The organism is Mycobacterium sp. Panama NTM2, assembly GCF_054355555.1.
Genome location: NZ_CM135953.1, coordinates 5402680 through 5421281 on the forward strand (window position 1 = coordinate 5402680; position 18602 = coordinate 5421281).

Below are 18602 nucleotides of genomic sequence, written 5' to 3' on the forward strand. Positions count from 1 at the left end.
GGGAAGGTCCACGGTCGTCTCATGACAACTGCATGGGACGCACTCCCGGACACCATCACCACATTCATGACCGCAGTCGACGCCCGCCAGGTGGACCGCGCGCTGGCCACACTGACCGCCGATACCGTGGTGACCGACGAGGGTCACGATCACGCGGGACACGACATGATCGGGACGTGGATCGCGACTGCGGCCTGCGAATACACCTACACCACTGAGTTCACCGGCGCGACGACGACAGAGGCGGGCGTGGACGTCGGGCAACACCTCGAGGGCGACTTTCCCGGCGGTGTCGCCGATCTCACCTACCGGTTCACGCTGGACGGAACGCTGATCAGCCGGGTGGTGATCGAGCCGTGACGCGCCGCTGGTTCATCACAGGAGGCACGCCCGGCGGGCTCGGGGTGGCGTTCGCCGAGGCGGCGCTCGAGACCGGCGACCGCGTGGCGCTGACCTCTCGCCGGCGGCAGGAACTGGCCGCGTAGGCCGAGCAGTACGGGGACCGGGTTGTCGTGGTGCCGCTGGATGTCACCGACGCCGCGCAGGTGCGGCACGCAGTGCAGGCCGTCGAGGAGCAGTTCGGCGGCATCGACGTGGTGGTCAACAACGCCGGCCGCGGCTGGTTCGGGTCGATCGAAGCGATGGACGAGTCGACGGTGCGCGCCATGTTCGAGCTGAACTTCTTCGCGGTGCTGTCGGTGACGCGGACGGTGCTGCCGGGCATGCGCGCCCGCGGCAACGGCTGGATCGTCAACGTGTCGTCGGTGGCCGGGTTGGTCGCGGCGACCGGGTTCGGTTACTACAGCGCGACGAAGTTCGCCGTCGAGGCGGTCACCGAAGCGCTCCGCAATGAGGTGGCGGCACAGGGCATCTCCGTGATGGCGGTGGAACCAGGGGCGTTCCGCACCAACGCGTACGCCGGATTCGCGGATGAACCTGTAGAGGAACATATTTCGGAGTACCACGAGATGCTCGAGCAGGTGCGCGCTGCCTTCGCGGCGATGGACGGTGCGCAGCCGGGCGATCCGCGGCGAGGTGCGCGTGCGGTGATCGCGGCCATGGCGCAGAACCCGCCTCTTCGGCGACTTGTCCTCGGCAACGGCGGATTCGATGCGGTGGTCGACACACTCGAAGGCGCGTTGGCCGATATCCGGTCCAACGAGAAGCTCTCGCGTAGCGCCGATTTCCCCGAGTAGTCCTACCTTTTGAGTGTCGCCGCCAGGCCGGCCAGCGCCACGTCGACGGCGGCGTCGAGCCGGCCCTGCGGTACTCCTGCCGCAGCGTCGACCGCAAGCCCCTGCCCGATCGTGACGGCATAACCGGCCAGTGAGGCGGCATCGATGGCCGCGGCGTCTTCGGTCGCTGCAAGAGCTTTCGCGATCGCGTCTTCGATCCCCCGACGGTAATCGGCGAGCATCTGCGGTATGTGGGCGTTGCCCGGCCCGCAGGAGATACCGCCCTGGATGGACAGGCATCCGAGCGCGCTGCCGGCCCGCACGGCCCGGACAGTGTCGCGGAGGTAGGCCGCCAGCACGTCATACGCGTTGGACTGGGCCAGCAACTGACTCAGATGTCCGTGATAGCACTGCCTGTAGCGTTCCAGCGCACGAAGGAACAGTCCTTCTTTACTGCCGTACGCCGCATACAGGCTCGGCTTGTTGATACCCATCGCCTGCGTGAGCTCGGTTAGAGATGCGCCCTCGTAGCCGAGACGCCAGAACACATCGATGGCCGCATCGAGCGCGTCGTTCTCGTCGAAGGCTCGCGGTCGACCTCCCGCGTGCCGTTGCCCTGCGCTCATTGGACCGATTGTATTCCGGAGTCACCCGTTTTTTACCGTTCGGTATAGAACTGGTACCGTCGGCTGCGACCGATCGGTACAAAACTGGAGGATCCATGCCGAACCTTGCTGGCAAGACCGCGCTCGTCACCGGAGCGACGTCCGGGATCGGCCTCGCCGGGGCACGCGCGCTCGCGAATGAGGGGGCCCACGTGTTCCTGGTCGGGCGTCGTGAGGACGCACTCGCACAGGCCGTCCTGACAATCGGCGCCGCACACGCCACTCCCCTACGCGCGGATGTCACCTCGGACGCTGATCTTCAGGCGCTGGCGGCCACCATCGAGACCTCGGGACGTCAGTTGGATGTCGTTTTCGCGAATGCGGGCATCAACGAATTCGCGACGCTCGGCGCCCTCACCTGGGAGCACTACAGGAGAATTCTCGACACCAACGTCGGCGGAGTGACCTTCGCCGTGCAGACTGCGCTTCCGTTCTTGCGCGAGGGAGCATCGATCATTCTGTGCGGTTCGAATGCCGACGTGAAGGCCGCTCCAGGGGCGAGCGTGTACGCCGCGTCGAAAGCCGCGATCCGCTCGTTGGCTCGCACATGGGCCGCCGAACTCATTGACCGCAGAATTCGCGTCAACGTCGTCGCTCCCGGACTCACCGAAACACCCGGGCTCGCAGACCTTTTCACCGGGGCCGACGACGCACTGTCCGATTTGACTTCGACTGTGCCTCTGAAGCGCCGCGCCCGCGCGGAGGAAATCGGCGCTGTCATCGCCTTCCTGGCGTCGGACGCCAGTTCCTACATGACGGGGTCAGAAGTGTATGTCGACGGTGGCGTCAGTCAGTTCTGACAGTTCGGTCACCATGGGCGAACCGGGAGACCCCGGCTGACGACGAGGAGTGGGGCGGCGCCGTCAGGCGACCTGGTTGTCGGGTGGTGCGGGTCCGCCGGGTTCTGACGGATCGCCGGTCGGGGATGGTGGGCAGGCGTCGGCCTCGCTGACCGGTTTTGTCCCGTCAGTGTCGGTCTCCTCGTCGTCGGGTGGTCGGAGGAGGCGTTCGGGGGTGTGGTGGGTGTTGATGCGGGTTTGGCCGGTGTCGAGGTTCGGCGGTGGGGCCCATTCGACCTCGTGGCGGGTGTTCATCGACGTGGTCCAACCGCCCTCGCCGACGGAGCGGTTGTCGGGTGGGCAGGCCAGGCCGAGGTCGTCGATGTTGGTGAGCCCACCATCAGCCCAGTGCTGGGTGACGTGGTGGACCTGGCAGCCGTAGGCCCCGACGGGGCAGCCGGGTTTGGTGCAGCCCCCGTCGCGGGCGATCAGCATGATCCGCTGCGCCGCCGACGCCACCCGCCGTGTCCGGAACAGGTCCAGGGCGGCACCGGTGGCCCGGTCGAACACCGCCAGATAGTGACTGCCGTGCGCGCCCATGCGGATCACGTCCTTGATGGGCAGCCGGGTGCCGCCACCCGTCGTCCCGATCCCGGCCCGGGATTCCAGGTCCTGCAGGGTCGTGCGCACGATCACGGTCACCGGTAACCCGTTCAGTTGACCGAGCTCACCGCTCATCAGGGCGATCCGCCCGACTGCGACCAGGGCGTCGTGCTGGCGTTGGGCCAGGCTGCGGTGATCACTGTCGATCTGCGCTTGGGTCGGAGTGCCGGAGGTGCACGGTTCGGGGTCGTCGGGGTTGCACATGCCCGGGGCGGCGTATTTGGCGAAGATCGCTTCCCACACCGCCGCCGCTTCTGGGGTCAGGTCGGCCCGCCACGGCGTCATCCCGTCCCGCCCCTGCCGCGACTTGCTCAGAGCCCGTTTCCGGGTGCGTTCGGTGTCGTCGGGTTCAGGGCCGTCCTGATCGAGCAGAAACAGTTCCAGTTCTGCGGCGTCGTGGGTGGCTTTGGGCCCGGCGCCGGTGGCGATGCGCACTACATCGGCTTCGAACTGCTCCCGCGTGGTCAGGTCGCAGAAGCCGGGCAGCTTGTCCACGGCTTTCCGGATGATCTCCACATGCTCCGGCGTGATCCGGCCCTGCGCCTGCGCGGAGGCGGTCTCCGCGAGCACCGGCGGCAGCGGTGTCCCGGTCATCGACCGCCGCGGGGCGAGCAACGCGGCCTCAGTCAACCGCCGATGCGCCTCCGACCCACTGATCCGGTAGCGGGTCGCGAGGACGTCGCGCCAGTTCTTGGCCCCCATCTGCACCGCAGACGTCTCGTCCTGCAACCGCGCCAACGCGCGGTGCCGGGCCGCAGGCAGGCGGCAGCCGGCGGATTCGAGCTCGTCGAGCAGCTCGGTGATCTCCGCGGCGGTCGACAGATCGAGATCGGCGGCGAGCACGGCATCGACGGCGGCCCGCAGCCCCGCCACCGCCTCCCGCGCCTCCGACATACCTCGAACATACATTCGACCCCCGACAAGTGTGGGTTCGTGCGCGGTGGAGACAAGCGTGCCGTTTGCGGTGCGCCGAGCGATCACCGAGGCTGTGGTGTGGCACTTTCTGCAACCGTGTTCAAAGTCGACCTCGGCGTCTCCGATGTCGATCACGGCTACTACGCCGATCACTCGCTGACAGTGGCCCGTCACCCCAGTGAGACCGATGAGCGGATGGTGGTGCGGTTATTGGCGTTTGGACTTCGCGCACACCGACTCAGCGACGTCGACGGCGAGTTGACGTTCGGGCCGGGTCTGTCGACCCCAGGCGTACCGGACCTACGGCTCGCCGATTTCACAGGCCGAATCCTGGAGTGGATCGCCGTGGGCCAACCCGACGACCGCGTCCTGGGCAAAGCGGCCGGCCAAGCCGACCGGGTGGTGCTGTTGCCGTTCGCCGCGGGAGTGGCCACTTGGTGGCGCACCGTCGGCCCCAAAGTGGCGGGGCTGCCGAACCTGTCCGTGTTGCAGATCCCGCATCAGCCGGTGCAACAGTTGGCTCAGACAGTGGATCGGCGGGTGACGGGACAGGTCGTTGTGATCGAGGGGCAGGTGACGATGACCGTGGGCGACGTCGATGTCACGTTCACCCCCGAACCGCTGATGTGATGGTGGGCCCGACGACCCACGGGTCATCGCGTGGGAGTCGACCTCACCGATGCCGGCGCAGCGCTGGCTGACCAAGCGCCCGCTGCGCTCATACCTCCGCGATGATGTCGCGCCGATAGTGTTTCGCGGCGAGCGCGTAACACCCGATCGCCACCAACTGCATGCTGGGCACAAGAATCAGCAACGCCCTTCCCAGTGCTTGGGAACCCATCTCGGCCGTCAGGGAGTCGCTGACCACGCCAGTGACAAACGGCCCGACCGCACCCAGCGTCGCGTTGAAGAACAAGAACACCGCCGACGCCGTCGCGCGATGTTCGGGAAGAACCACACGCTGGATCGCGGCGATGGAGGGCGCAAGATAAGCGATGCCGATGACATAGGACAGAGCCAGGAAACCGACACACCACCAACGGTTCTCGACGATGAATGCCAGTACGGACGCGGGCAGCAGGCCCGCGATGAGAATGACCACGATCCACAGCAGCCACCGTGGGTCGCGTGCGGCCAACCGGTCGGAGATCCGGCCGACGATGAGCAGCCCCAGAATCCCGAGCAGTCCGGTGGTCAGACCGTACTCGACACCGACCTGGCCGAGGGTCATTCCCCGGGTCCGCATCAAGAAGGCCGGCGCGAAGGTGGTCAACGAGTATCCGGCCGCGGACACCAGCGCAGTGCCGGCCACCATCGCCAGGAAGCTGCGCTTGCGCAGGGGCTCCCACCATCTCATCGTGCTGACGTCCTGCCGCAGCGGCGGGGTCGGCAGGTTCTGACGAACTCCGACCACCCAGAGCACCACCGGCGCCAGGAGCACGCTGATGACACCCATGGTCACGAAAGCCGCTCGCCACCCCAAATTTTCGGCGAGTAGGCCGCCACCGAGCAGGCTCGCGGCACTGGCGAGTGGGATCGCCATGGTGGTGACCGCCAGCGGCGCCGATCGCTTGTCGGCGACGAAGTTGCGAGCTACGTAGGCGTGAGCAGCCGGTGTGCTGCCCGCCTCGCCGATGGCCACACCGACGCGGGTCAACGCAAGCTGCAGACCGGACTGGACCGCGCCGCCGAGCATGGTCATCGCGCCCCACAACGTCAGGCACCCGGCGATGACGGCACCGAAGGCACCGCGGTCGGCGACGCGCGCGATGAGAATGCCCACGACTGCGTACACGATGAGGAATCCGAACCCGTTGATGACGCCGATTGCGGTGTCAGACAGCGCAAGATCTCGCTTGATCGGTTCGGCCAGGACTCCTGGCAGGAAGCGGTCGACGTAATTCAGGGTGCCCACGACAGCAAGCACCACGACCGCGGTCCATGCCCGCGTCGGCGAATGAACGGTATCGGCGGGCGGCGCGGTGTCCTGTGGTGTCGACATCACTCTCCTCGGTAATGACTACCGAGCAGCTTGACAGACGTCGTTCGGCCCCTGGTCGGCCGGGAGGCTGCCGGCAGGTCCGACACCCTCTACAGTTGACCATCATGTGACGGCTTCAGGGCTGTCGGTTACGGATAGGGCCATGGCAGATCGATCGGCGGAGCTTTCCTCGTTCTTGCGAGCGAGACGCGACGCGGTCACGCCACAGGACGTCGGCCTGATTCCCGGTGACGGCCGGCGAGTTCGGGGTCTGCGCAGAGAAGAGCTGGCTCTCCTTGCCGGACTGAGCACCGATTACTACCGACGGCTCGAACAGGGTCGGGAAAAGCGACCGTCGCTCCAAGTGCTTCGTGCCCTCGCCCGCGCGCTTCGGCTCGATCCGCACGCAACGGCCTATCTCGTCTCGCTCGTGCATCCGCAGCCGATCGCGCTGCCCGCTCACGCGACCGACGTCTCGGCCGGGATCGAACTTCTCGTCGATTCCGGTCTTCGCGTGCCGGCAATCGTCGTCGATCTCGGCCTCAACATCCTCAGGCTCAACGCCGCTGCTCGTGCGATGTACAGCGGCTTCACCCACACCGACAACCTCGCGCGCATGGTGTTCTGCGACCCTGCCGCCAGAGACTTCTACCCGAACTGGCACCAGGTGGCCACTCAGGTGGTCGGCAACCTCCGCGCAGGCCTGACTCGATTTCCGAACGACGACCGTGTCGCCGAGGTGGTCGATGAGATCTCAGCTCAGAGTTCAGTGTTCGCCGAGCTGTGGGCAACGCACCACGTACGCCCGCGCGCCAGTGAGGACAAGGTGTTTCACCATCCGCAAGCCGGTGAGCTACACCTGCACTTCGAGGCACTCGAGGTCGCCGACGCACCCGATCAGCGGCTGTTCGTCTACTGCCCGGCGCAGAACGGTCCGTCCCCCGACGCCGTCGCCCTGCTGCAACCGCTCACGACGCAGACCGCATCGGCGTAGCCGCGCTGAGGGCGTCGATCTGATCCGGGGTCAACCGGATGTCCGCGGCGGCCATGTTCTCCTCCAGATGCGTGCGGCGCGACGTGCCAGGGATGACGAGCATCGCCGGGGACACATGCAACAACCAGGCGATCGCCACTTGGTTGATCGTGCACCGGTGCGCCTGGGCGATGTCCGCGAGGGTTTGGTGCGCCGCGTCGAGCCCACCCTGCGCAACCGGCGCCCACGGAATGAACGCGAGCCCATCGCGTTCGCACACCTCCAACATGTCGCCCGCGCTGCGATCGACGACGTTGAACCGACTCTGCACACTGACGATCTCGACGATCTGTCGCGCCTCGTCGAGCTGGGCCACTGTGCACTGCGACATCCCGATCTCACGGATCTTGCCCTCATCTCGGAGCGCCTTCAGCTCTCCGATCTGATCTGCCAACGGCACTTTGGGATCGACCCTGTGCAACTGCAGGAGATCGATCTGGTCGACTCCCAAGCGCCGCATGCTCATCAGCACCTGCTGTCGCAGGTATTCGGGCCGCCCCACCGGTGGCCACGCGGCCGGCCCGAGTCGCTTCGGCCCTGATGCGGTATCGATGACGTCCGGCCCGTTCCGGGTCAGGCCCGCCTTCGTCGCGATCACGACGTCATCAGGGTAGGGGTGCAGCGCCTCGTGCAAGATCTGCTCGGCGACGTGCGGGCCATAGGAGTCCGCGGTGTCGATGAACTGGACACCGAGGTCGACCGCCCGACGGGCCACGGCGATACATTCGTCCCTGTCGCGGGGCTCGCCCCAGATTCCGCGGCCGGTGAATCGCATCGATCCGAAACCCAACCGCGACACTGCCTTTCCGGCTATCTCGATTGTCTGCGGGTTCCCTTCACCCATGTCTCATACCTCCATGTGATTGTGTTGCTGTTGTCGTCACGCCTCGAGCGGTCGCATCGAAGTCGCAGAACATCCCGGTGAAGTACATCGGCTGTTCCTCGGCTATCCAGTGGCCGCAGTCCGGGACGAGCTGATCCGTCACCGAATCGGCGATCTCTTCACACATCGCCCGAAAGTTCCCGGCGAGCGGATTCGAGGCGCCGCCGGAGGCCAGCACCGGAATGGTGAGCTTGCCGCGTTGCCGCAGCGCAGCGCGATTGTCCTCGGCGTCGCGGTCGAGCTCTCGATAGACCTCACACATCGCGCGCATGGCTCCCGGGGCTTCGAACGCTCTGGCGTAGACGCCGAGATCGTCGTCGGAGATCGCATCCGGCTGGTAGGTGAGATCGTCGAAGAATCGGTTGATGTACCACCGTTCACGCCCGTGCGTGAGGTAGACCGCGATGTCGGTGTTGGCATGAAAGGCGAACTGCCACGCCGATTTCTGAGCTACACGCCAGTCGTAGTAGGCGGTGCCCGGTAGCGGAGCCTCTATGAACGTGGCACTCACGACATCATCGCGATACCGCAGCGCGTAACCGAGAGCCAGGGTCGACCCCAGATCATGACCGACGAGCGAAACGGGCTCCGTCACGCCCAGGATCTCGTGTACGAGACTGTGGACATCACCGGCCATCGTCCACTTGTCGTACCCGTCACGGGGTTTGTCAGACGCACCGGCGCCGCGATAGTCGGGCATGATCACCCGGTAGCCGGCGTCGGCCAGCGGCAGCATGACTTTGCGCCACTCGTACCGCGTTTGGGGGGCGCCGTGAAGCAGCACGACGGTCTTCGTGGGTTCAGCCGGAGTGACGAGCGTGTAGCCGATACGGACGGTCTCGTTCGGGTCCACCATGGCCCGACCGTGGCGGATCTCGACATCGCGCTCTGCGGTCACGGTCTTCGCCCTTTCTGTCCGCTGCCTGTCGACCAGTGTCGTGCCGGCATCCGCATCGAAAGGGGGTACGAGTCGGCCCCCCAGCATGCTCGAATCACCGGTACGCAAGACACGAGTCATCCCTTCGGCAGGATCTGATGTCGGCGTCGTGCAGCGGAGAAGACCAGCCACGCCGCCGAGACGAGGAAGTAGAAGGCGCCGAACGCGGCATAAGGGGTGATGTCGACGACGCCCGGCGTCTCCGGGGCGCCGGCCGCCAGCACGAACATGGCGCCGGCGATTGCGGATTGGGCACCGCTGAGGATCATCACCCACTGTGCTCCCGCGCGCTTCCACCGACGCACCGCCGTTGCCAGTTGCAGCAACCCCGAGATGGCTGCCCACACCCCGAAGACCCCCAGGACGGCGTTGAGGCTCATCGTGAGTGCGATACCCACGGCGACTGTCGTCAGGCCGCTGACCGCCATGTTGAACGCCTGGGTGGGATTGCGCCGAAGGCCTCCGTGCAGCCGGGCATCGACCGCGTTGGCGGCGGCATCCCATGCCGGATAGAACAGCAGCAGGGCGCCGGCGATGAACGCCGACGTGGACCCGATGAGCAACGCGGCGGCGACCCAGGCGAGCGAAACAACGCCGCGCACACTGTAATACGACGCCAAGGTGCGATCTGCACCGGAGATTTGACGCGCTTCGAGCAAGTGATCTGACATGCGTTTCCCTGTCTGCGCCACGCGTCTGACCGCGCGCTGTAGTCGATTGACTACACGCTACTGTAGTCGAGTGACTACAGCAAGTGGAGGGCCGAGCGACGCGGCCACACGGGTTCGTACCGTCGTGCTGCCGCATGCGGCAGACCTGTTCGCTGAGCGAGGTCCGGCCGCGACGTCCATGCGCGACATCGCCGACCGCTCAGGGGTCAACGCCGGGCTGATCTTCCGCCACATCGGCACGAAGGAAGCGGTTGTGACATCGGTGCTGGACTACCTCGCCGAGGACTTGGTGTCCGCGCGAGATGCGGGCGCGCCACGCGCAGTCGTCGAAGCGCGCGCGGAGCGGAGTTGGAAGGTCATCGCCCGCGCGCTGCTCGATGGCTACGACGTCGCACGGCTTCAACGCAGCTTTCCCAACATCGATCAACTCATCGCGGCCGCCCGGGACCACTACGACGACGACTACGCAGCGCGCGTCGCCACTGCAGACGCACTTGCTCTGCAACTGGGATGGCGCCTTTTCGGTCCTTTCCTGCGGGTAGCGACCGGACTCGATGAGCAGAGCGACGGCCACACCCTGCCGCCGCCAACTGGTTTCGTCAACCCGCACCTGAGCGACCCCCGCGGGCTCCACCGCGAGTGAGCTACCCGCGGGCGGTCACGTCCCGCTGGGGGCCATGGTCACCCGATTGCGGCCGGTCTGCTTTGCGCTGTAGAGCGCTTGGTCGGCGCATTGGAGAAGCTCCCGCGGCGAGACGGTGTCCGCGTCGATCGCGGCCACCCCGACGCTGATCGTGATCGCGCGTTTCGGCCACGGTGCCCTCTGCACGGTGCGCCGGAACCGTTCGGCGAGCACGAACGCGCCTTTGCATGTGGTCTCGGGCAGAACGACCGCGAATTCCTCCCCGCCGTAACGGAACAGGGAGTCCGACTCGCGCATCTCCGACTGCAGGAACTGCGCGACCGAGCGCAGCACCTCATCACCCGCCGGATGACCGAACTCATCGTTGAAGGATTTGAAGTTGTCGATGTCGATCATGAGCAGTGACAGCGTCGTCCGTCTCGAGCGCGCGCGCATGAATTCCTCTTCGACTGTCAGGTCGAATGACCGTCGATTCTTCACGCCTGTCAGCACGTCGGTGACCGACTGTGACTCCAGGTGCACCCGGACCTTCTCGATGTCCCGCTGGTACTCCTGCAGGAGTTCGACGTACTTCTCCTGGTCGAGAACAGCCTGCTCGAGCGTCGCGATACTCCGCCGGAGTTCGAGTTGCACGATGATCTCGCGGGAGAGTATCTCCAGCGCCTCTCGCTGGGTTTCGGTGAGACTGCGCGGCTCGCGGTCGATCACACAGATCGTGCCCAGCGCCTCACCGGTCGGTGCCACAAGCGGTGCGCCGGCGTAGAAACGGATACCGGGGTCTCCGGTCACCAGTGGATTCGCGGCAAAGCGCTGGTCGGCGGTGGCATCCTCGACCGTCATCACGTTGCCGGGATCCATGATCGCGTGCGCACAGAACGCTTGTGACCGGGGTGTCTCGCTCACGCCCAGGCCCACATTCGCCTTGAACCACTGGCGGTCGTCATCCACCAATGTGATGAGCGCGATCGGTGTGCCGCAGATCGCCGAAGCGAGCTTCGCGAAGTCGTCGTACGCCTGTTCCGGCAGCGAATCCAGGATGTTGTAATCGGCGAGAACCTGCATCCGCCTGTCTTCGTTACCGGGTACCGGAAACTCGCTGCCCGACATGCACGGCCCCCTTACGTGTTGAGCAGTCCCGGTGACGCCCTCGCTGTACCTCGTCCAGCGAGGCCAAATCTTAACTCGGCACGTGGTGCAGTCTGGCCGAATCTCCGCTCAAATCCGGTTCACCGCGTCGAAACCGCCAGTGGCCCTTGAGTATCTTCCACCAACGACGTGCGTTCTGTACGCGCCGCGCGCGAGCCAGCAACCGATAGCTCCTTTGCTGCCTGCCGCCAAGACGCGTGGCGAGTGCCGCGACGCACCTCACCGTGACCGGCAATACGCCGTCGTCTCGGACTCCCGCTTTCTTCGCTGACGGCGTGCTGGTCAACATGCCAGTGCCAACACGCGCCACAGGGGACTGCTTACACCTGCCGGCTCTTCTCCGTACCGGCACTCGGATCTTCTAGTTGTCTACGGCCGCCGAGGCATCGCGCTTGCGCTCGTCGAGGTGGAGCAACTCCCGCACCGCGGTGCGGGTTCCGTACGGCCGGAACATCCGGCTGGCCGGGCTGGGCCGTACGTTCAGCGGCCACCAGAACCACCGCCCCAGGAGCGCTGCGATGGCCGGTGTCATGAACGAGCGCACCACCAAAGTGTCGAACAGGAGCCCGAGCCCGATCGTGGTGCCGATCTGACCGAGCACCACCAGGTCGCTGAAGATGAACGACGACATCGTCGCGGCGAAGACCAATCCGGCTGCGGTGACGACGCGACCGGTACCGGCCATCGCCCGGATGATGCCCGTACGCAGGCCGGCATGCATCTCCTCCTCGAACCGGGAGATCAGCAGCAGGTTGTAATCCGCACCGACCGCGAGCAACAGGATGATTGCCAACGGCACCACGATCCAGAACAGGTGGATCCCGAAGATGTACTGCCACAGCAGCACTGACAGACCGACCGAGGCGCCGAGGGACAGCGCCACGGTGCCGACGATCACGATGGCGGCCACGATGCTGCGGGTGATGAACATCATGACCAACAGGATCAGCGCCAACGCCGCCAGCGCCGAGATCAGCAGGTCGTACGTCATACCCTCCTGAATGTCCTTGTTGGTCGAAGCCAGCCCCGCGACGTAGATCTTGGCATCCGACATCGGGGTGGCTTTCAACGCATCGAACGCCGCGTCCTTGATGGCGTCGATGTGCGGAATCCCCTCGGGGTCAGCCGGATTGCCCTGATGGGTGACGATCATTCTGGCCGCCCTACCGTCGGGCGACAGGAACAATTTCAGGCCACGCTTGAAGTCCGGGTTGTCGAACGCCTCCGGTGGTAGGTAGAAGGAGTCGTCGTTCTTGGCGTCGTCGAAGGCCTTCCCCATCGCGGTGGCGTTGACCAGCGCCTCCTGGCTCTGGTTGTTGGTGCCGCCCGTGGTCGCGTAGTTCGACAACGTCAGTTCGCGGTTGCGTTCCTGAATGGCGATCTGCGGTGGTAGCAGCGCAACGAGCTGTGGCTGCAGCGCGTCGAGCTTGTCCAGGCTGGCGGTGATCGCGTTGAACTTGTCGGCCAGCTCGGAGATCCCGTCGAGGGAGTCGAACACCGAGCGCAGCGCGGCACACAGCGGTATGTCGAAGCAGTGCGGCTCCCAGTAGAAGTAGTTGCGCAGCGGCCTGAACTGGTCGTCGAAGTTGGCGAGCTTGTCGCGCAGATCGGTGACTGTGTTCACGGTGTCATGGAATGCCTCGGTCTGCTCGTGGGTGACCGCGGCACTCTGTTGTTGCAGGGCCAACTGCTGCCTGAGCACATTGATCGTGTTGTCGATCTCGTGTGCTTGTTTGAGCAGATCCTGGGCGCGGTCCTGTTGATAGCTCAGGTTCATGATCTGGCTGGCACTGGATGCGCTGATCTGAAACGGTATCGAGCTGTGCGTGATCGGTGTGCCGAGGGGCCGGGTGATCGACTGCACCAGAGCGATCCCTGGGGTGTGCAGGACCGCTTTGGCGACGCGCTCCAGGATGAGCATGTCGGCCGGGTTACGCATGTCGTGATCGGTTTCGATCATCAACAGCTCCGGGTTGATCCGCGCCTCGGTGAAGTGCCGCTCGGCGGCCTGCATACCGACCACACCGGGCGCACTGTCCGGGATGTAGGGACGGTTGTCGTAGCTGGTCCGGTAGCCGGGCAGTGCGAGCACACCGATCAGCGCGATGCCCAGTGTCACGACCAGGATGGGGCCGGGCCAGCGCACGATGGCCGTGCCGATCCGGTGCCACCCGCGCGCCTGTAGCTTGCGCTTGGGTTCCAACAACCCGAAACGGCTGGCGATCAACAGAACTGCAGGCCCCATCGTCAACGCCGCAGCCAACGTGACGACGACGCCGAGCGCTGCCGGGATCCCCAGGGTCTGGAAGTACGGCAGCCGGGTGAACTGCATACATGCCACCGCGCCGGCGATGGTCAAGCCCGAGCCGAGGATGACATGCACGGTGCCGCGGTACATGTCGAAGTACGCCGGGAGTCGATCGAGCCCTTTGTTGCGCGCCTCCTGGTACCGGCCCACGACGAAGATCGCGTAGTCCGTCCCGGCCGCGATGGCCAGCAGCGTCAACAGATTCGTGGAGTACGTGGACAGGCCTATGACACCGGAGTGCGCGAGCATGGCGACCACCCCGCGCGCCGCCATCAGTTCGACGGCCACCATGACCAGAACGATCAGCATCGAGACCACGGAACGGTAGACGACCAGCAGCATGATCGCGATCACCAGGAAGGTGATGGCCGTGACCTCGTGCGTGCCCTCGCTGCCGACTTCGAAGTTGTCGGTGACCAGAGGCGAGGCTCCGGTGACATAGGCCTTCACGCCCGGCGGCGCGGGGGTGTCGGCGACGATCTTGCGGACCGCGTCCACCGATTCGTTGGACGCCGCCTCGCCCTGGTTCCCGTGCAGGTAGAGCTGCACGGTGGCGGCCTTGCCGTCCTTGCTCTGCGATCCGCCGGCGGTCAGCGGGTCACCCCAGAAGTCCTGGATGTGCTCGACGTGCTCGGTGTCGGCCGCCAGGCGCTTGACCAATCGGTCATAGAACTCGTGCGCGTCGGCACCGAGGGGCTTGTCACCCTCGAGCACGATCATCGCCGCGCTGTCCGAATCGAATTCGTGGAACACCTGTCCGATGTGACGCATCGCTTGAATCGACGGAGCATCCGGCGCATTGAGACCCACCGAACGTTCTGCGCCGACAACCTCGAGTTGAGGGGCCAGCACGTTGGACAGCACGGCAATGGCGACCCAGATCAACACGATGGGAAGTGACAGCCGACGGATCAGCCGCGCCATCCGAGACCCCTCGACGGTCTCGGCGCTGTGGCTGCTCATGCCGTCTTGTCCAGGCAGGAGATGTAACCGTTCACGTTGTTCGTGGACCTTTCGTCCTTGACGATCCCGTTGACCGTGATCCGGCAGCCGATCGTGTCGCCGTCGCCCTGCGCGCGCAGATCCGCGTACAGCGTCGGGTCATCCGTGGTCAACGTCTGCGTCCACGGGAGCGGGACGTCATCGACCCGCTGCGGTTGGGCGTGAATGTCGAGATAGTTGATGGTGGCCACCGATCCCGGAGACCCGAAGACCTCGAAGATCACCTGCTTGGGGTTGAAGCCCGTGTTCTCCAGCGCATCAGAACCCGGCCGGGAGACCTCGTTGTCGGAACCGAAGATCCCGTGCAACCGGACGACGGTGAACGCGACCAGGGCGACCACCACGACGGCGACGATGACCGTCCACCACCGCCGCGCCAGCCGGCCGACCGAAATCCCACTCACTGGTGCGCCTTTCGCGTTCGGCCGACACAACCGGCACTGGCTGTGTCTGGTGGCCATCCTGTGGACCGTATGAGAACGGTACGGTACCGTACGAAGCATCGCAACCGCTTGACGTGCGCATGAGTGACTGCTCTGCAGCTGGGAACATCACTGATCGCGAGAGCATTCCCATCGCGCGACCGAAGGTGGAAGACGTGAACGCCGAGGAGATGGCCGACACCTCGCAATGTCCGTGGACGGCGCGCGAGGCCGAACTCCTGGCCGTCACGTTGCAGCAGCTGCGGCTGCACGGGTACGACCGATTGACTGTTGATGCCGTCGCGGCGGAAGCACGGGCGAGCAAGGCGACAATGTATCGGCGATGGCCCTCCAAAGCCGACCTGGTGCTCGCGGCATTCATCGAGGGCACCCGCGGCTCTTCGGCACCGCCCCGCACCGGGTCTCTGCGACAAGATCTGATCGAGATCGGACGGGCGGTGTGCGAACACTCGGACGAGCACACGTCCACCATGCGAGCCGTACTGAACGAGATGTCCCACAACCCGCGGCTCAGCCAGGCGTTCCACCAGAAGTTCGTCATGCAGCGCAAGTTGATCATCGACGGCGTGCTCGCGGATGCGGTGGAACGCGGCGAGATCGACGCGTCGGCGATCAACGAGGAGATCTTCGACCTGCTGCCCGGATACCTGGTGTTCCGCGCACTGGTCGCCGACCGACCGCCGACCGAAGAGACCGTACGCACCCTCGTGGACACGGTGCTGATTCCCAGTCTGACCAGACGGCTCGACTGACGCGTCTGACGTCATCGGGCTCCAGGTGCGGACGTCCGCTAGATGACTTGTTCCGTTGGGCGCAAGAGGATTTCGTTCACTGCGACGTGCGGCGGCTGGGTGATCATGTACATGATCGCACCGGCCACGTCGTCGGGGTGCAGCGGTCGGCCGCCTGTTGCGTCGGGCGCGTGCTTCGCACCGCCGGTCGTCATCTCGGTGCGGACCACTCCGGGTTCGATGAGACCAACACGCACCTGCTTGCCGCTGAGTTCCTGCCGCAGCGCTTCACTGAATGCACCGACGGCATGCTTGCTCGCAGCGTAGACATTGCTGTTCGGACCCGGAACCCGCCGTCCGGCAGCAGAACTCGTATTCACGATGTCGGCGACGCCGCGGGCGCCTTCTGCGGCAGTCACCAGATACGACAGGGCCGCGTGGGTGAGGTTGAGTACTCCGCCGACGTTGATGTCGATCATGCGGTGCCAGTCGGAGAGATCGGCGCCGACGGCCGGCCCGTTGGCCAAAACGCCGGCATTGTTGACCAAGACGTCGATCTGACCGTACTCCTCGCCGATGGCCCGGATGACGCGCTCGACGGCGGATGCGTCGGCGACGTCGACTTCGAAGGCTCGCGCTCGTCCTCCATCGGCGGCGATGCCGTCCGCGAGCTCGGTCAACCGATCGATGCGTCGGGCGAGGGCCAACACGGTTGCGCCCTGGGTCGAGAGCGCCCGTGCCGTCGCCCAACCGATCCCACTCGACGCACCCGACACCACCGCCACGGCACCGCTCAACGTCATGGAACGTCCTCCTGTCATTGACCCAGCTCCCACGGCAACAATGGCGTCGATCCGGTCATTCCGTGCAGCAATCCGGCGGGGGTCACTCACGTCGCTAGGTCGAACAGCCGGATAGATAGGCGGCGAACCCGCAGCTGTCGCGCTTGATGATCGACCGGTATTCGGTGGTCACCTCAAACGGAATCGGTCATGAGATTTTGGGAGCAACGGGTGTAGGTTCTCACGATCGGCTGCATTTCCCAGATTGCTGACCTGCAGTTATTCCATATGTCTCACGGCAACTTCACCTGGGTTTGTCTCACGAACCGTTGCATTTCCTAGGCACGGGCGATTTCGCCGAATCCGTCGTCATCCGACATGCTTGCCAAACTCGATAGCCGTCGTCGCCGATTCGTCACTGTGACGGTGGAACAGAACTCGAATACTCCGGCCCTTAGCGCCTTGCCGTCCGTAGTGGCGTCGCCGATGCCGAGGAGGAGAGGGCTATCTGTATAGGTTGAAACCTTTTGTCCCACAACATGTCCCGCGTTCTCGATTCGCACTTCTGATTGTAAGTGGCTTCGACATCGCATTCGGTTATGCTGGGAATGCCCCCAAATTCACGACTGGACCGCGAATCCTCTATCCGCGTGGCATTTACGGTCGTCAACCTAAGTCGCTGAATCAGTACTGCACCCTGGTCGCCCACGCTCCAAGGCGGCTTGGCGACCGGGGGCGGGACGAGGCCGTTCGTATCCTGTGCCCTGGTCCCCCGGTGTTTGGTTCAGCCTTCCAGGTATCGAGCGTGTGGCGCTTGGTTTACTCGCCTTTTGCCGACAGCCCTCTGCCTCAAGGCGCGGCACCCCGCGATCCGATTCGTTCGCGGATCCAGGTCGCGATTCAGTCGGTTACCTCCCCTGCGGAGCTGCCCTTCTCGGCCAGCTTTTCCGCTGCCGCTTCCACGCATACGTGGTGGTGCAGGGATGCGTCAGCGTCGGTCAGTGGTTCGACCGTGCGAGTGCGCGCATCGAGGTCACCCACCAACACGCCACGGCCCACGGTGACCAGGGTGCGCCAACAGTCGAAGCCCGTCAGCACAGCACGTTCCCATTCCATGGGTGTGATCACCTTGGCTTCAAGTTGCGATGTCAGCCGACGACACAATGCCAAGGCGTCCCCGGGAACCGACTGACCGTGGACAAACCAGTCGTTGCGTCGTGCTTCTTCGAAGAGGAACGCCGCGATACCTTCCTCGATCGCGATCGCGCGGCCGCCATCCTCGACCTCGTCGACTAGCGGTACGTCTCGCCTCTTGAGGCCTCCGAGAGCTCGAAAGACGGGACTCCAGCCCAAGATCGCCGCGTAGGCCAGGTGGAACGCGTCGTGGTAGCGGTACCAGTCGGACTCAGCCGCATTGTCACTAAGCGGATCGCCAAACCGTTGACCGTTGCGAACCATGCGGACTCGTCCAGAGCCGAGGAACGGGTCTGGCGCGATGGCCACGCGGAACTGACGAGGAAGCCGTTGCTCCCGTCGATACCCGTCGTCAAAGACACGGGCCTGACCGAGAATGACGCTGGGGGGCCTGATCCCGCCGGCTTCAGGGCGGTCTGGCCCGGCGTCGGGGTACGGCGCGTCGGTCGCGGGCCATCGGTCGGCGATTTTCTGCAGGTTGCCTGCAGCCGCATGGTTAAGGTCAACACCCAGCCGGGCCGCTGTCGTCGCCAAGTACCAGAGGATGTCGCCAATCGCCTCGGTGTCGGCATCCGGAGCTGACGAAGGAGTGACGTGGTCGCGCACACGTTTCTTCTGACTGGGTGTGAGGTTCCCCCCGGGTGGTGGACA

Annotated in this window: 17 protein-coding genes and 1 pseudogene; 7 read left to right on the forward strand and 11 right to left on the reverse strand. The window is 65.1% G+C overall.

Annotation, left to right across the window (positions count from 1 at the left end; genetic code table 11):
* Positions 1 to 21: 21 nt before the first annotated feature.
* Together ACXYX3_RS25985 and ACXYX3_RS25990 are read left to right on the forward strand one after the other, a co-directional pair.
* Positions 22 to 360 (forward strand): nuclear transport factor 2 family protein, encoded by a 339-nt coding sequence (locus tag ACXYX3_RS25985; RefSeq protein ID WP_458609582.1) that lies wholly within the window; start codon positions 22 to 24, stop codon positions 358 to 360.
* A pseudogene (locus tag ACXYX3_RS25990) lies at positions 357 to 1196 on the forward strand (SDR family NAD(P)-dependent oxidoreductase). The gene ACXYX3_RS25985 and the pseudogene ACXYX3_RS25990 overlap by 4 nt, the downstream one beginning before the upstream one ends.
* A 2-nt stretch (positions 1197 to 1198) precedes the next feature.
* Here ACXYX3_RS25990 and ACXYX3_RS25995 read toward each other — a convergent pair.
* The gene (locus ACXYX3_RS25995) at positions 1199 to 1801 is read right to left on the reverse strand and encodes a TetR/AcrR family transcriptional regulator (RefSeq protein ID WP_458609583.1); all 603 of its coding nucleotides are present in this window, start codon (positions 1799 to 1801) and stop codon (positions 1199 to 1201) included.
* Positions 1802 to 1896: 95 nt separating this feature from the next.
* Here ACXYX3_RS25995 and ACXYX3_RS26000 point away from each other — a divergent pair, with 95 nt between their 5' ends.
* Positions 1897 to 2640 (forward strand): SDR family NAD(P)-dependent oxidoreductase, encoded by a 744-nt coding sequence (locus tag ACXYX3_RS26000; protein WP_458612236.1) that lies wholly within the window; start codon positions 1897 to 1899, stop codon positions 2638 to 2640.
* 63 nt (positions 2641 to 2703) lie between these two features.
* Here ACXYX3_RS26000 and ACXYX3_RS26005 read toward each other — a convergent pair whose 3' ends face one another.
* The gene (locus ACXYX3_RS26005) at positions 2704 to 4191 is read right to left on the reverse strand and encodes an HNH endonuclease signature motif containing protein (RefSeq protein ID WP_458609584.1); all 1488 of its coding nucleotides are present in this window, start codon (positions 4189 to 4191) and stop codon (positions 2704 to 2706) included.
* Between the two features lie 84 nt (positions 4192 to 4275).
* Between ACXYX3_RS26005 and ACXYX3_RS26010 the strand changes: the two genes are divergently transcribed.
* Positions 4276 to 4827: a YaeQ family protein gene (locus ACXYX3_RS26010; RefSeq protein ID WP_458609585.1), complete on the forward strand. Its 552-nt coding sequence runs from the start codon at positions 4276 to 4278 to the stop codon at positions 4825 to 4827.
* Between the two features lie 88 nt (positions 4828 to 4915).
* Here ACXYX3_RS26010 and ACXYX3_RS26015 read toward each other — a convergent pair whose 3' ends face one another.
* The gene (locus ACXYX3_RS26015; RefSeq protein ID WP_458609586.1) at positions 4916 to 6199 is read right to left on the reverse strand and encodes a spinster family MFS transporter; all 1284 of its coding nucleotides are present in this window, start codon (positions 6197 to 6199) and stop codon (positions 4916 to 4918) included.
* 142 nt (positions 6200 to 6341) lie between these two features.
* Here ACXYX3_RS26015 and ACXYX3_RS26020 point away from each other — a divergent pair, with 142 nt between their 5' ends.
* Complete coding sequence (locus ACXYX3_RS26020) at positions 6342 to 7172, forward strand: helix-turn-helix domain-containing protein (protein WP_458609587.1); 831 nt, start codon at positions 6342 to 6344, stop codon at positions 7170 to 7172.
* Here ACXYX3_RS26020 and ACXYX3_RS26025 read toward each other — a convergent pair.
* From ACXYX3_RS26025 to ACXYX3_RS26035, 3 genes are all read right to left on the reverse strand, one after another.
* Positions 7147 to 8055: an aldo/keto reductase gene (locus tag ACXYX3_RS26025; protein ID WP_458609588.1), complete on the reverse strand. Its 909-nt coding sequence runs from the start codon at positions 8053 to 8055 to the stop codon at positions 7147 to 7149. The genes ACXYX3_RS26020 and ACXYX3_RS26025 overlap by 26 nt on opposite strands.
* Entirely contained in the window at positions 8048 to 8992 is a 945-nt protein-coding gene (locus ACXYX3_RS26030; RefSeq protein ID WP_458609589.1) for an alpha/beta hydrolase, read from the reverse strand. The genes ACXYX3_RS26025 and ACXYX3_RS26030 overlap by 8 nt, the downstream gene beginning before the upstream one ends.
* Positions 8993 to 9108: 116 nt before the next feature.
* On the reverse strand, positions 9109 to 9633 hold the full coding sequence (locus ACXYX3_RS26035) for a DUF308 domain-containing protein (protein WP_241204409.1): 525 nt from the start codon (positions 9631 to 9633) through the stop codon (positions 9109 to 9111).
* Between the two features lie 139 nt (positions 9634 to 9772).
* Here ACXYX3_RS26035 and ACXYX3_RS26040 point away from each other — a divergent pair, with 139 nt between their 5' ends.
* Entirely contained in the window at positions 9773 to 10345 is a 573-nt protein-coding gene (locus ACXYX3_RS26040; protein WP_241204408.1) for a TetR/AcrR family transcriptional regulator, read from the forward strand.
* A 15-nt stretch (positions 10346 to 10360) separates the two neighbouring features.
* Here the strand turns inward: ACXYX3_RS26040 and ACXYX3_RS26045 are convergent, their stop codons facing one another.
* The 3 genes from ACXYX3_RS26045 to ACXYX3_RS26055 form a co-directional block, all read right to left on the reverse strand.
* Complete coding sequence (locus ACXYX3_RS26045; protein WP_241204407.1) at positions 10361 to 11452, reverse strand: sensor domain-containing diguanylate cyclase; 1092 nt, start codon at positions 11450 to 11452, stop codon at positions 10361 to 10363.
* A gap of 400 nt (positions 11453 to 11852) precedes the next feature.
* On the reverse strand, positions 11853 to 14762 hold the full coding sequence (locus ACXYX3_RS26050) for an MMPL/RND family transporter (protein ID WP_458609590.1): 2910 nt from the start codon (positions 14760 to 14762) through the stop codon (positions 11853 to 11855).
* Complete coding sequence (locus ACXYX3_RS26055; RefSeq protein ID WP_458609591.1) at positions 14759 to 15205, reverse strand: MmpS family transport accessory protein; 447 nt, start codon at positions 15203 to 15205, stop codon at positions 14759 to 14761. Before ACXYX3_RS26055 ends, ACXYX3_RS26050 begins: the two co-directional genes overlap by 4 nt.
* A gap of 209 nt (positions 15206 to 15414) precedes the next feature.
* On the opposite strand from ACXYX3_RS26055, the gene ACXYX3_RS26060 reads away from it, so the two are divergent.
* Positions 15415 to 15996, forward strand: a complete 582-nt coding sequence (locus ACXYX3_RS26060) for a TetR/AcrR family transcriptional regulator (protein ID WP_458612237.1) — start codon at positions 15415 to 15417, stop codon at positions 15994 to 15996.
* Between the two features lie 38 nt (positions 15997 to 16034).
* On the opposite strand, the gene ACXYX3_RS26065 is transcribed toward ACXYX3_RS26060, so the two are convergent.
* On the reverse strand, positions 16035 to 16778 hold the full coding sequence (locus ACXYX3_RS26065) for an SDR family oxidoreductase (protein WP_458609592.1): 744 nt from the start codon (positions 16776 to 16778) through the stop codon (positions 16035 to 16037).
* Positions 16779 to 17657: 879 nt separating this feature from the next.
* Positions 17658 to 18557, reverse strand: coding sequence for a nucleoside triphosphate pyrophosphohydrolase family protein (locus ACXYX3_RS26070; RefSeq protein ID WP_458609593.1), 900 nt, complete (start codon positions 18555 to 18557; stop codon positions 17658 to 17660).
* Between the last annotated feature and the right edge of the window lie 45 nt (positions 18558 to 18602).